Annotated in this window: 11 protein-coding genes; 8 read left to right on the top strand and 3 right to left on the bottom strand. The window is 41.7% G+C overall.

The features are described 5' to 3' along the window. Nucleotides 1–212: 212 nt before the first annotated feature. The gene (locus K245_RS0118915) at nt 213–1,157 is read right to left on the bottom strand and encodes a sulfite exporter TauE/SafE family protein (RefSeq protein ID WP_027360461.1); all 945 of its coding nucleotides are present in this window, start codon (nt 1,155–1,157) and stop codon (nt 213–215) included. 229 nt (nt 1,158–1,386) lie between these two features. On the opposite strand from K245_RS0118915, the gene K245_RS0118910 reads away from it, so the two are divergent. After that, nucleotides 1,387–2,508, top strand: coding sequence for a TOBE domain-containing protein (locus tag K245_RS0118910; protein ID WP_027360460.1), 1,122 nt, complete (start codon nt 1,387–1,389; stop codon nt 2,506–2,508). A gap of 462 nt (nt 2,509–2,970) precedes the next feature. On the opposite strand, the gene K245_RS0118905 is transcribed toward K245_RS0118910, so the two are convergent. Beyond that, a complete protein-coding gene (locus tag K245_RS0118905; RefSeq protein ID WP_027360459.1) occupies nt 2,971–4,605 on the bottom strand; it encodes a PfaD family polyunsaturated fatty acid/polyketide biosynthesis protein in 1,635 nt (544 codons plus the stop codon). A gap of 578 nt (nt 4,606–5,183) precedes the next feature. Between K245_RS0118905 and K245_RS26985 the strand changes: the two genes are divergently transcribed. The 7 genes from K245_RS26985 (at nt 5,184) to K245_RS0118865 (ending at nt 12,801) form a co-directional block, all read left to right on the top strand. After that, the gene (locus tag K245_RS26985) at nt 5,184–6,698 is read left to right on the top strand and encodes a S1 family serine peptidase (protein WP_051284416.1); all 1,515 of its coding nucleotides are present in this window, start codon (nt 5,184–5,186) and stop codon (nt 6,696–6,698) included. 15 nt (nt 6,699–6,713) lie between these two features. After that, the gene (locus K245_RS25435; RefSeq protein WP_051284414.1) at nt 6,714–7,412 is read left to right on the top strand and encodes a carbohydrate-binding family 9-like protein; all 699 of its coding nucleotides are present in this window, start codon (nt 6,714–6,716) and stop codon (nt 7,410–7,412) included. A gap of 404 nt (nt 7,413–7,816) precedes the next feature. Beyond that, nucleotides 7,817–8,449 (top strand): hypothetical protein, encoded by a 633-nt coding sequence (locus tag K245_RS0118890; RefSeq protein WP_027360458.1) that lies wholly within the window; start codon nt 7,817–7,819, stop codon nt 8,447–8,449. 427 nt (nt 8,450–8,876) lie between these two features. Then, complete coding sequence (locus K245_RS0118880) at nt 8,877–9,782, top strand: poly(R)-hydroxyalkanoic acid synthase subunit PhaE (RefSeq protein WP_027360456.1); 906 nt, start codon at nt 8,877–8,879, stop codon at nt 9,780–9,782. A 22-nt stretch (nt 9,783–9,804) separates the two neighbouring features. Further along, nucleotides 9,805–11,082 carry a class III poly(R)-hydroxyalkanoic acid synthase subunit PhaC gene (gene phaC / locus K245_RS25430; RefSeq protein WP_084156432.1) on the top strand — a complete coding sequence of 426 codons (1,278 nt, stop codon included), beginning with the start codon at nt 9,805–9,807 and terminating at the stop codon, nt 11,080–11,082. A gap of 19 nt (nt 11,083–11,101) precedes the next feature. Continuing rightward, a complete protein-coding gene (locus tag K245_RS0118870) occupies nt 11,102–11,527 on the top strand; it encodes a MaoC family dehydratase (RefSeq protein ID WP_232223852.1) in 426 nt (141 codons plus the stop codon). 263 nt (nt 11,528–11,790) lie between these two features. Beyond that, nucleotides 11,791–12,801, top strand: a complete 1,011-nt coding sequence (locus K245_RS0118865; RefSeq protein WP_027360454.1) for a 3-oxoacyl-ACP synthase III family protein — start codon at nt 11,791–11,793, stop codon at nt 12,799–12,801. 263 nt (nt 12,802–13,064) lie between these two features. Here the strand turns inward: K245_RS0118865 and K245_RS0118860 are convergent. Further along, nucleotides 13,065–13,487, bottom strand: a 423-nt coding sequence (locus K245_RS0118860; RefSeq protein ID WP_027360453.1) for an IS1595 family transposase, incomplete at its 5' end; no start/stop codon positions are given.

Here is a 13,487-nt window from a genome sequence, read left to right as displayed (position 1 = left end):
CCCATGCCATCAACCATGCTTTCTATGGCTGAAGCAGAGTGGTAATCAGATTACATAAAAGGTTCTCCAGGAATAAACATGCCAAGCTGAATAATTAGAGAATGTTTAGATAAGGGACGAAAACAAAAGGTGTATCATTTTTTTCTGATACACCTTTTAGCGGAGGAATGGATTGAATTTGTCTGAGTATCTTTTATTATGTTCGTGTTAACTTATTTAATGAAATCAAAAAGATATTTTGTTGCCGTATAAACAATAACTGCGCCAAGCATCCATTTTATGGCCTTTGCAGGCACATATTTCTGGCATCTTGCACCAAGGTATATTCCAGCCATGCCGCCTATGCCGAAAAGAATTCCAAGAAACCAGTCCGGGGCCACCGATACTGTCGGATAATATGGCGCAATCGCCTGATAAAAAGCAACTCCTGCGATAGAAGTAATGAATGTTCCCATTAGGGCAGCGCCGGCAACAGTATATACAGGAAGGCCGAATACTGACACGAAAAATGGAGCTATTATGGCGCCTCCGCCTATGCCGTAAACTCCGCCAATTATCCCAACGATAAAACTTAGCGACATTATGCCCCAAACTGGAATATTGAACTCTTCTCCGTAAAATTCATATCTGATTCTGCTTAAAGAAAGCTCAAGAACTTTGACCGATGGAATTTCAACACCGGTTTCCTCGGATTTTGTCCTGTGCTTTTTCATCAATTCCTGGAATCTTTGTTCACTTTTGTTTTTGTCGTCGCCATTGCTTTTTTGGGTAAGATCCCTGATCATGCGTATCCCTATGTAAAAAAGAACACACGCTGCAAAGAGTTTGAAGTTTTTTGGGTTCGGCAAATACGCGACACGCACTATCGCGCCAATAAGAACGCCTGGCAGGGTTCCTATGATTACAACCCATGTTAGCGGCCATACCATTCTACCTTCTTTGATAAATCTGTAAACGCCGCTTGGTATAGCCACAATATTGAAAAGCTGGTTGGTGGAACTGACTGACGGATTGGTGTATCCCAGAAAAGACATCTGGAATGGCAAAAGAAGAAATGCTCCGGATACTCCGCCCATGGAGGTGAAGAAGGATATGACAAATGCCACGAGGGGAGGGATCCACGGTGAAACATCGATTCCTGCTGTTTGAAAATACATGGCCACCTCCTGAATTTTAAAGTTTAATATGATCGTTTTAGAGCAAGATTTTTATTGAGCTATTGACACGAAAAATATAATTTAGATGTTAGTATTCTATTTATCAGCACTATTTTTTGATGTCAAGTTCATTAAACAGTTTCGAGATAAGTTGTTATACAAACGATTGTCTGCCTCTTCAAAATCTGGCATATATTTCTAATAAACTAAAAATCTGAGGTTTTATTAAATGGATAAAGAGCTCGATAAGCTGTTTTCTGAGCCAGCATTTTCAAACAGATCAGGAAGGATAAATCCTTCTGGAATACTGTCTCCTGCTGAAGAAGTAAAATATCTTGATACCGCAAGCCTTGAACTGCTTGAAAAATCCTTCAGAACCTGGACTGATGAGGCTGTTAGGATGGATGTCAGGATATCGAGGAAAAGAATAACCCTGATTTTTCTCCTTATAAGATATACAGGCGCAAGACTTGGCGAGATTCTTTCAATTGATGAGACAAGCATGATTGATCCAGATAAACTTACTGTCAGGCTTGGATTTTCTGGTATTGATAAGGAGGAGAATGGGATCGCCTCCGGATCTAGAATCGTTGAAATACCAGCATTTCTTGCGGCTGAACTCTCTAATGCTTTTTCTATGACAGAAAATGCCGGTCTGAAAGGCCATTTTTTTTATCTTGATCCGGCCCATGTGAGGAGAAAATTTTATGAAAGGGCAGAGGCTTGCGGTCTTTTGAGGGAATTCGGAAACCCATCTGCCATAAGAAGATCAAGGGCGATTGAGCTAATACGCAACAATATTCCTTTGCCCATGGTTCAAAAAATTCTTGGCCATTCAACATCAAGTCTTACCTCTGCTTATATCGATTTTTCCAAAGAGGATCTGAAGCAGGTGCTGAGAAACTATGTGGACAAAGAAAGCCGGAGAAAGACCAGCGCAAGAAATTCATTTTATGGTCTGATTACGAGGATCAATAAGGGTGATATTCAATCAGAAGTCGAAATAACAACCTACTCAGGACATAAAATTACATCTGTCATAACTAATGAAAGTCTGGAGAGGCTTATGTTCAGGGAAAAGTCTCCTGCAACAGCAGAAATCAAGGCTCCATGGGTGGTTGTTTCCAAAGATGTTGAAGAGCCGATGAGTAGCGCTTCAAACAGACTTAATGGAAAAGTTTCGAGAATTATCAAAGGATCAATTACTACAGAGGTGGTGGTTTCACTTTCTGATGGGACTGATGTCTGTGCCCTTGTCACTGAGCAGGGCCGGGTTGATTTAGACATAGTTGAGGGTGTTGATGTATGGGTTATGTTCAGCGCTTTTTCGGTGATTCTGAATGCTGATTAAACTAAGACCCCAGTAACCAATTTTTTTAATAAAAAGCGACCTTGTATGGTTAAATTGCCGTAGAAAAAAAGGCCGGTTAGTAGGTAGGATTAGATAAGTCCTTTGCTCGTAATCCGACATTGATCCGAATAACTCCGGCGAGGCAATGTAACCCGATCGACCAAAGTCAGGCGAAGCTTATGAGTCAGACAATTATACAACTGATAGGGCGAGTGCCTCGAGCGGGTCGCTTTTTGAAAAAAGCTCCGCAAAAACTTTCAGATAATTAGCCAGTGTATGTAAAGCTTTAGGACCTTTGCTCCTGATAATAATGACGAACTCGCAAAAATACACAAAAAGGCAACGGCGTCATGCCGGGCTTGATCCGGCATCCAGTGTTTTCAAATACTTCTGGATGCCGGCCTGCGCCGGAATGACGATAATCAGACTTTTTGCGATGTTGTCAATATTCAGGTAGTGTTCTTAAAAATAGGACGCAAGTTCTTCTTCTGTCATTGGGCTGAATCTGATCATATCCTGAGACACTGGAATGCCTTGGGATTTCAGCCATATGCCCCTTGTAACGAATGAGGCGCCAAGAAGAAGGTTTTTTGCAACGAGCGCAACTTTTCGATTCTGGTATGGTTCAAGATAGGAACCTGCCGCCCACTCATTAAAAGCTCCCATGGAAGGGCCGCACCAGATCTGGTAATCTATCTTTCTTGATGGATCACCAGCAATTGCCCATTTTGATGACTGACCGAGGTATGATCTGAAAACCAGGGCCATTTTGTGTTTGGGATCTTTTGCGGCTCTTTCGTTCTGTCTCGGATCTCGTTTTGAAAAAAAGTCGCTGGTGCTTTTCCATGCCTCATTAAAGCTGCATTTGAAGTATTTTTCTTCAATCATTTTCTGCTGATCTTCGGGTATATCTTCAAAGGAATCGAAAGAACGGTACAATTCATAGAGTTTTCCTGCTCTCTGGGCAAACATTGTGCCTCTTTTCAGTACCTGAACTTTTACTCCAAGCTCGAACATGTCAGCCGAAGGAGCCATTATCACATCGGCCTGACCGGCCGCAGCAAGCATTTCCCTTACAACATCGGATGTGCCCGATTCTATGCAGGCCTGATTAACTGACCCTGTAAGTATGTAGGCCGCGCCCATTGCAAAGGCTGCGGCAGCTGATTCAGGAGTCGCGACACCTCCTGCAAGGCCTGCTCGTAATTGAGTTTTATATCCGTATTTTTTTTGCATTTTATCTTTCAATGCAATTATTGTCGGGAAAAGAGCTATTGCAGGCCTGTTGTCTGTATGGCCACCTGAATCGGCCTCAGCTGTAAGATCTTCGGCCACAGGTATTTCAGATGCAAGGTCAGCCTCCATCTGGGTTATGAGTTTCTCCTCAACAAGCTGCATGAGTATTTTTTCAGGAGGAGGCGAGAAAAATTTCTCGGCTACTTCGACGCGTGAGACCTTGGCAAAAACAGAATTGGGCACAATAACCGTACCACTTTGATCCCTGTGTATGCCTTTAATTCTGAAATAGACTATAGACGGCGTCATATTCATGAAAGCAGCGGCACAAATTTTTGTGACCCCTTTTCTCAGGTAAAGCTTTACGGTTTCCATTTCAAGGCCTGCCTCACCAGGGCTGTGAATCAGGTTGAAACCATATGGAATATTTTTGTCGCCGCTCTGTAGCTTGTTTATGGCATTTTCTATGGCCTCAATTGACAATCCTGCCGAACCGAAAAAACCAAGCATGCCTGCCTTGCCCATTTCCCTGACCATTTCCACCGAGGTTATTCCGCCTGCCATTGCTCCTGCGACGTAAGCATATTTGACCCCATGTTTTTTTTTGAAGTCCGGATCACCAAGACTCTCCGGAGGGAGTGGCGGTACCCAGGCTAAGGCTTCAAGGCTTTTTTCAGGCTTTATCTGGCCTTCTTCAAGTACAAGTTTTCCTTTGTTTGCAATAAACAGCTCATTATTATTTTTTACTATAAGGATGGGGTTGAAAACACTGATAAGGTGCTTTTTCATTGCTTCTGATATGTTTTCGATATTGCCCTTGCCCTGATTCCAGCAGCCTGTGCATTGGGATTGATTATTCATGCAACGTCCTGATTCAAGATGTGATTATTAATGATAAAGAAATATTTAATGGTAAATATGCCAGTAAATACAATCAAACATGATGATGTGGTCAATGTCTCCTTTGGATGTTAAGCAGGAGTTCATGATGCATTTTGGTTGGTTTCGAACCAAGGTAGATTTTTTAAATTAATGAGTCTCTGCAATGATTTCAGTATATTTATTTAGCAAAGACATTAAAAAAAGTATTTTGCCTCATTATTATCATACTCTGTATAATAGTGAAGCAGAGTCTTTCAGATGGATACGTAAATAAATCATTATAGTATTTAAAGTCAATATTACGTGTTTATTTTTACATGTGAGTTCTGTCTATATATATACATATTGAATTACAGTAAAAATTGATTCAGTTTATCATATGTTTGTTCTATTATATATCAAGCTTGGAAAAGACGGAACGACAACAAATATCACAATATCTGGTAATATTATGATGGCTGAAGTCAGGCAAAGTGCGGCTCCAAATCAGTATAGGGGCTTTTTTGCGAGTTTGTCGTTATTGATGACATTAATGAATTGAATGCTTGGAGTGTGCCATGAGACGTCTGATTCTTATTATTTGTTTGGTCTTTGTTTCAGACTGCTGTTTTATCAGTGCCGTATATTCCCAGGAATCCAAAGTTTCGGCAAGAATAGTCGGCGGAACAGAGACCGATAAATCTGATTGGCCCTGGATGGTTGCACTCGTTTATTCGAATGATCATTCCAATTACTATGGCCAGTTTTGTGGCGGCTCACTTGTATCTTCCAACTGGGTCGTAACTGCTGCGCATTGTCTTGTGGATGAATCCGGCAATCTGTCGGCTTCGGCATCAGGTATCCAGGTTCTTGTTGGTGCCCACGATCTCTCAACAGGCGAGGGCGAGCGTATAAACGTAAAGAGAATAATAATTCATCCTCAATACGAGCCTGAAACATACAATAATGATATTGCCTTGCTTGAACTTGAAAAATCTTCATCAGCCGAGACACTTCCCCTTTATGACGGATCAAGCAGTCTTTCAGGTTATAATGCCATAGCCATTGGCTGGGGTAATACTTCCGGCGTTTCCGGCCAGACTGATTATCCTGAAAAATTGCAGCAGGTTACTCTGCCTGTTGTGACAAACACCCAGTGTAATTCCGTATATGGTGGGACAATCACCGATTCAATGATGTGCGCAGGTTTTCTGGTTGGAGGCAAGGATACATGCCAGGGTGACTCGGGCGGGCCGCTTGTGATAAACAGAAATTCGAGATGGGAACTCGCAGGCGTCACAAGCTGGGGTGAGGGGTGTGCGGCACCAGGCTACTATGGCGTCTATTCGAGGATATCTGCATTGAAATCATTCGTTGATTATTATATATACTCAAGCAGCAGCACAGATTGTAAGATTGCTCCCAAGTCTCTTTATATAAATGTCGGCAGCATTCCTGTGGCAGGTTCCCCTGTCTTGTTTTCAGTATCATCTGTGTCCGATTGCCCTGGTTTTATATATTACTATTATTCATACGCGCCTGATTACGGAACCGCTGATTATGATTCAGTTAACGGTTGGGTAAGAATGGTTGGCGGAGACGGATTCACAACGAGCAAGACCATAAATTATGCTTTCAATGAGCCTGGGTATTATGTAGTTGTCGCGGGGATGAGCAGTTCGAGGGCTATTCCGACAGTAATGCCCCAAATTGGGACTACTGTGGCCGTGAGATCAGCGTCAGGAGGATCTTCCGGGACATGCAGAGTCACTCCCAAGATGATGTCCCTTGATATTTCAGACATCCCGAGGGCAGGATCACCCGTCACTTTCAGCATCAATGCCGTTTCCGAATGTTCGGGGACTGTTTATTACTATTATTCCTACGCTCCTGATTACGGAACTTCAGATTATGATCCTCAAAACGGATGGGTAAGAATGGTAAACAGCCCGGACGGTTTTACAACAAGTAACAGGCTCTCCTATACTTTCCAGGAACCAGGTCATTATATAGTTGTTGTCTGGACTTCATCACAGAGAGCTCCCCAGGATCCTACTGCCCTGATAGGATCGACTTTGCCGGTTAATCCTTAAGATCAGGAGTGGCTGATGTACAATGTCAGGTTCGTGGATGAAGACCCGGATCTTAAGGGTGAATGGGATGGGGATTTCTGGAGAGGGGGCAAGGCAGATGAAATTTCCCATTTCAGGAAAGAAGGATCGGCTCACAGACCAAAAACAAGATTCAGACTGGTTTATTCAGACAAAGGCATTTACGGCATCTTTTTTGTCGAGGACAGATTTGTCAAATGCGTACATCATGGATATCTGGCCCCTGTTTATAAGGACAGCTGTGTCGAGTTTTTTGTAAGGCCGTCTGGTTCAAAAGGTTATTTTAATTTTGAGTTTAACTGCGGAGGCTCTATTCTTTGCAGTTATATTACTGATCATTCAAGAACGCCCGAAGGTTTTAAGAGCTCTGTTCCCTTAGCCCTTCAAGATCTTCAACTCATAAAGATATTTCACTCTCTTCCCGAAATAATTACTGAAGAGATCAAAGACCCTGTCAACTGGATACTTGAGTTCTTTATACCTTTTTCTGTTTTTGAAAAATATTCAGGTAATATATGGGATTTGCAAGGACAGGTTTGGAACGCGAATTTCCAGAAATGCGGTGATTCCACGTCTCACCCTCATTGGGTATCCTGGGAACCTCTTCCCGAGCTTAATTTCCACTTGCCAGACTGCTTTGGCCTGATATGTTTTGAAAAAAAGCTGTCCAAGCCTCATGCTTCTGAGGATATTTAGGAATGCATTTTTAATATACAGTCCGCAACTGAATATAATTCCGGTTTTGATGGTCTCGCAAAAAGTCAGAAAAGGGTTTTAGCGTCATGCCGCACTTGATCCGGCATGTTTGTATTCTCAGATACTTCTGGATTCAGGCTCCTGGTTTTCACAGGGACAGGCCCCGCCGGAACGGCATAAATCGAACTTTGTGCGAGACCATCATTAGCTAATTATTGGAATAATAAAGTATCCCACACTTAACGGAAGCAGAGCCTAAATATTAATGCTAATCGGAGCAATAAAATTTTTCGCATATAGAGAGATCATAGCCGATTAGAGATGACCTATGAGGTTTTAAAACGGCGCAATTCTTTTGAATATTATCTTAAATCAATATCGGGTTTAAAAAAGGAGAAGATTAAATGACCGAGACATCTGCCCAGGCCCTAAGAATTCTGAGAGATCCTTCACAGTTCAAATGGTACGTAATTCCGCTTCTTCTCATGGTGATATATATTTATATGGTGGAGGTTGAGAAAAAAAACTGGAAGGCCGTTTTCGCCGGGCTTTCTTTCTGGGGTATGGACTGGTTTAATGAAATATGGAATTCGCTTTTTTTTCATTTCAGCAAGACTGCTCCTGTATGGGGGGCTCCCAGAGATACTGCATATCTGATTCTGATCGGTCTCAATATAGAAATATGCTTTATGTTCCTGATAATGGGCATTGTTGCAACGAAGATTCTTCCCGCTGACAGGCATGAAAAAATCCTTGGGGTTAATAACAGGCTGTTTTATGCGGTTACCAACAGTATTCTTTGTGTGCTGGTTGAGATTGTATTGAATTTAGGTGGCTGGCTTACATGGGAGCATTCATGGTGGAGCGTATCCATGCCTTTTCTTGTTTTCATCATCGGCTATTTCCCGTTCTTTGCGGTCTGCTACTATGTTTATGATCTCGAAACCCCAAAAAAGCAGGCGGTTGTAACAGGATCCATTTTGGTATTTGATCTTGTTTGTGTTGCTGTCTTCGGATTATGGCTTGGGTGGTTATGATATAAGTCCACATTAAATGATGGCTTCGACTGAATGCCTCAAATCTGGCTTCTTGCGAGGCCATCAAATAATAAAATGGGGTAATTTCCTGTTTGATCTGGATTTTTCAGAAAAAAGCATTTATAAATGGGACATTAAACCTATAGATAATAGAATTTCAAAATTATATATTCCACAGATAATTAATCTAAATGATGCTTGGGGATTTTTTTGTTGTAAAGTTTTTTTACACTTTGGAAAACCTCGGAGACTTAATCAAAATAGTTTTCAACTAGCAATCAGTAATAACCTTCTAATAACCATTACCCATTATTAGCGATTTATTTCGCTTAGCCAATCAGGGCTCACGCATTATAATTAGGCACATTTATTGCTCTGCCTTTATTGATATGTTTTATTGACCAACTCAAATCGGAGATTGTTCAGAATGGCTTCAGATGAAAAAAATAAAAAACAGGACATTTTTGAAAACTGGGTAAGTGCATCAAATGAGTTCTGGGGAACATTTAACAAAATGGCAAAAAAAGGATTTAACAGCCAGACTGTGAAAGATGGCGATGCCGATCAATTCGCGGTTCGTGCAAATGAGTCCATGGAACTATCCATGAGAACCTGGAAAACATTTTTTTCCATGCTTTCAAACCCTGAAAAAATTATGGAGCTGAACACTCCATCGGACAAAATAAATGGCGAAGACTCATTTAAAAAATTCATCAGTGTTTTAGAAAAGGGCTTTGAGACTCTTACAAATACCCTGAATGAAAAAGCAGGTAAGATAGGCAATAAGATTGAAAACATGGATTTCGACAAGTTTGACCGTGAGGTATTTAATGCCTGGGCCGGTATTTATCAGGATGAAATCCGTAAAATTTACAATCTTCCCCAGGTTGGTCTTTGGAGAGAATATCAGGAAAAAGTTTCGCAAGCTATGGATAAATACAATCTGTTCAATGCTTCACTTATTGAATTCATGTATTTTCTTTATTTGCCTATGGAACGATCGCTTAAAAATTTTCAGAGGGAACTTCTGGATAAAATGGATGAAGGTCAGGTTCCTGATGATTTCAGTTCCATTTACAACGACTGCCTGAAAAAGCTTGAAAGTGACTATTCCACAATGTTCCATTCAAAGGAATACACAAATGTCATGGGCCGGGCCCTTGAAGGGCTTTGTGATTTCAGGCTGGCCAAGAACAGTATTGTGGAAGATATGCTCAAAACATCTCCAATTCCGGTTCAGTCGGATCTTGACGAACTCTACAAGGAGATACTTGTGATGAAGAAAAGAATAAGAACACTCGAAAAAGAACGCGAGGCACGAGATTTTGTCTAACCATATAGTCAAGGAGTTGGGAATGCTTGATGTAATGTCTTTAAATGATAAAGTATTATCTAATCTGGCTGCAAACTCTGAAAAAGTCCAAGCCTATCTGAAGGACGCCTGTGATATTGTCATGGGCCCCCTTGATGATAATATAGGCACTACGCCATATGAGGTAGTTTATCAGGAAGACAGGGTAAAGCTTAAGCTGTACAGATCGCCTAAACCTGAAAAATCAAAGATAAAAACGCCTCTTCTGGTGGTGTATGCACTTATAAACAGAGAGACCATGCTGGATCTCCAGCCTGGAAGAAGTGTGGTACAGAAATTTTTGAATGACGGTGTGGATGTATACATGATTGACTGGGGCTATCCGACCAGAAAAGATAAATTCCTGACAATAGATGATCATGTAAACATTTATATAGACAGCGCCGTTGATTTTATCAGAAAGGCTTCGGGCAAGGCAAAGGTTAATCTCATGGGGATATGCATGGGAGGGACTTTCTGTACGATCTATTCGGCCTTTTATCCTGAAAAAGTTAAGAATCTTGTTCTCACTGTCACACCAACTTCATTTGATAATGAAGACGGGCTTCTACACGTATGGATGAAGGATATTGACGTTGACAAGGTAGTGGATGCCTTCGGCAACATGCCCGGAGATATCATGAATTTTGGATTTCTTCTGCTAAATCCTGCCCGGCTTATGCTTGATAAATATAAGGGGTTCATGTCCAATCTAAATGACAAGGTTTTTGTAGAGAATTTTGTCAGGATGGAAAAATGGATTTTTGACAGTCCTGATGTGCCTGGCGAAACTTTCAGGCAGTTTATCAAGGATCTTTATCAGAACAATCTTCTTATTCAGAGCAAGCTGAAGGTGGGTGACAGGATTGTGGATCTTAAGAAGGTCACCATGCCGGTTCTTAACATCTTTGCCAAGTTTGACCATCTGGTTCCACCTGCCGCAAGCAACCAGATTACAAAAAAACTCGGATCAAAGGATGTAAGGGATGTATGTCTGGAAACAGGCCATATAGGCATATATGTAAGCTCAAAATATCAGAATGAATTTGTGCCAATGATAACAGGCTGGCTTAAGGACAGGGATAAAGAAGAAGTACCTTCAGCCGTGAAGAAGAAGGCCGAGTCTTCGCAGAAAAAACAGGCAGCCAAAAATGTTCAAGATAAGCAGGATATAATGGACGATGATATAGGCTCCCAGGGAGTAGCTTCCAATGAGGACTATATTGAACCGGCTGTACAGATTCAGCTCAGCGCAGGTCCTGAAACAGGCATAAAATCTTAATGTAAAACAGGAGCAATATATGATTATCGGTAAAACGATTGATGAGATGGAACTTGGTGATTTTGCAACGATGTCTAAAACTGTCTCAGAAACAGATGTCTATATGTACGCCGGAATCACCGGAGACTTCAATCCTGCGCATATTGATGCGGAATACGCAAAACAGACTTTTTTCAAGGCAAGAATAGCTCATGGCATGCTTACGGCCGGTTTTATATCTGCTCTTCTTGGTACAAAACTTCCTGGCCCCGGAACTATTTATGTCGGACAGGAATTGAAATTTCTCGCTCCTGTAATGATAGGTGATACAATTACTGCCAAAGTCGAGGTTGTGGAACTGAACAAGGAAAAAAACAGGGTTACGTTCAGAACAACATGCGAGAATCAGGAGCAGAAAATTGTCCTCGATGGTAAAGCTTTCATGATGCCGCCCAAGAAGAAATAATCCTAATCTGTATTAAGTTGTGGTTCTATAAGAGAAGCCGGATTTATCCGGCTTTTTTTTTTGACTATTGATAAACTTGGAAGTAAGTAGATACATAGTTATTGATAACGCTTTTTATATCAGGCGTTTTGGCCATTAATCCGAATCCTGCGTTCAACGCCGGGTTAAATAAACACACTTCAAAAAGTAACCGTCAAAAAAAATTGGTTCTTGGAACTGATTTGATCGAATTTCCGAAACACAATCCAAACAGGAGTCTGAAATTGAAGAGAACAGTAATTAAAGGAACAGGCAGGTATGTTCCTCCAAGACTTGTGACCAATGATGATCTTGCCAAGATTATTGATACAACCGATGAGTGGATAGAACAGCGCACAGGCATCAAACAGAGATACTGGATTCCTGAGGAAGGAAATGTCGGCGCCTCAGATCTTGCCCTGGAAGCTACCAAGATAGCCCTTGGCAGGGCAGGGTGGAAGCCTGAAGATATTGATCTTATTATTTTTGCGACCCTAAGTCCGGATATTTATTTCCCGGGTTCCGGCTGTCTTCTTCAACATAAACTTGGTCTTGATACAACGCCTGCCCTTGACATCCGTCAGCAGTGCACCGGCTTTTTATACGGTCTTACGACAGCCGACGCATATATTAAAAGCGGATACGCCAATCGTGTTCTTGTTGTCGGCGCCGAAGTTCACAGCTCTGGTCTGGATATTACGGACAGAGGCAGGGATGTGGCAGTGCTGTTCGGAGACGGTGCGGCAGTTGTCTGCGTCGAAGGAGTTGAAACTGACGCCAATGTAGGCGTTTTGACGTCTAAGCTCCACTCCCAGGGTAAAAATGCGGATATATTGATGCTTGAAGCTCCTGCCTCAAAATATTCCGAGCGCATAACAATTGAGATGATAGAGCAGGCCCGTCATTATCCCAAAATGGAAGGCAAGGCCGTATTTAAGCTTGCCGTAAGAATACTTCCTGAGGTTGCCCAGGAGGCGCTTGCGGGTGCCGGTCTCAAAATTGAAGACATCGACATGTTTTTCCCTCATCAGGCAAACCTCAGAATAAATCAGTTTTTCCAGAAAACCATGGGGATTCCTGATGAAAAGATTTTCAACAATATTCAGAAATATGGCAATACTACGGCCGCAAGCATACCTCTTGCCCTTGATGACGCCATGGAGCAGGGTCTTATCGGCAAATCAGGGGATACTGTAATGTTTATCGGCCTTGGCGCAGGTATGACATGGGGAGCGGTTATTTACAGATTTCAATAATAACAGGCACTCAGCTGGATTTTGAAATAATAGGAAAGCATGTGTCTGGGATTTTCTGTCAATATACTCATCAATGTCATAGCTTGAATATTTGAAACGAGTCAGGCAGTTTGAACGACAAGCCTGTTGTTGCATTATTACTGGAAAACCCTTTTGAAAAAGGGTTTTCCAGACCTTTCCCAAAACTTTAATGGTTTTTTTATTACGAGTTGAGAACATATGTTTTTCAATCAAATAAATCCATAACCGAAAAGTTTTTTTGATTACCACTCTGCTTCAGCCATAGAAAGCATGGTTGATGGCATGGGCGGAGTCCTAAGAGCAACATAAATAAGCCTGTGAATTATGGACGGCAGATCATATCGACGATTGAATCTGTACTGAAATTCTGCCAGGTACCGCGGAACATGCTTGCGATTAATTGCATGATAAGTACCTTTGAGCGCATTTTTTAAGTTACCAAGTATTATATTGACCCATTTGAAGGATGGATGCTCTACAGCTGTTTTACCACCTCCAGTAACATGGGGTTCGTACTGGAAACCAGCGAACTCGATTCCCTGAAAACAGGACAGGCCGTCCGATACAACCCAGGCTTCTGACTCAAGATGATGGTTTCCCCATCGCTTAAGTTCTTCCTTTTGGAAGCCGTGTAGCTTGGAAAGTTTGATGCGGAGAGGTTTTTT

This window comes from Desulforegula conservatrix Mb1Pa (assembly GCF_000426225.1).
In the GTDB taxonomy this organism is placed as follows: domain Bacteria; phylum Desulfobacterota; class Desulfobacteria; order Desulfobacterales; family Desulforegulaceae; genus Desulforegula; species Desulforegula conservatrix.
This window is presented reverse-complemented; position numbering and strand designations above follow the sequence as displayed.

What these genes read in the sequence shown, in the direction of transcription:
- K245_RS0118915 (WP_027360461.1), bottom strand. Translation starts at nt 1,157, where the DNA reads ATGTATTTTCAAACAGCAGGAATCGATGTTTCACCGTGGATCCCTCCC.
- K245_RS0118910 (WP_027360460.1), top strand. Translation starts at nt 1,387, where the DNA reads ATGGATAAAGAGCTCGATAAGCTGTTTTCTGAGCCAGCATTTTCAAAC.
- K245_RS0118905 (WP_027360459.1), bottom strand. Translation starts at nt 4,605, where the DNA reads ATGAATAATCAATCCCAATGCACAGGCTGCTGGAATCAGGGCAAGGGC.
- K245_RS26985 (WP_051284416.1), top strand. Translation starts at nt 5,184, where the DNA reads ATGAGACGTCTGATTCTTATTATTTGTTTGGTCTTTGTTTCAGACTGC.
- K245_RS25435 (WP_051284414.1), top strand. Translation starts at nt 6,714, where the DNA reads ATGTACAATGTCAGGTTCGTGGATGAAGACCCGGATCTTAAGGGTGAA.
- K245_RS0118890 (WP_027360458.1), top strand. Translation starts at nt 7,817, where the DNA reads ATGACCGAGACATCTGCCCAGGCCCTAAGAATTCTGAGAGATCCTTCA.
- K245_RS0118880 (WP_027360456.1), top strand. Translation starts at nt 8,877, where the DNA reads ATGGCTTCAGATGAAAAAAATAAAAAACAGGACATTTTTGAAAACTGG.
- phaC (WP_084156432.1), top strand. Translation starts at nt 9,805, where the DNA reads ATGCTTGATGTAATGTCTTTAAATGATAAAGTATTATCTAATCTGGCT.
- K245_RS0118870 (WP_232223852.1), top strand. Translation starts at nt 11,102, where the DNA reads ATGATTATCGGTAAAACGATTGATGAGATGGAACTTGGTGATTTTGCA.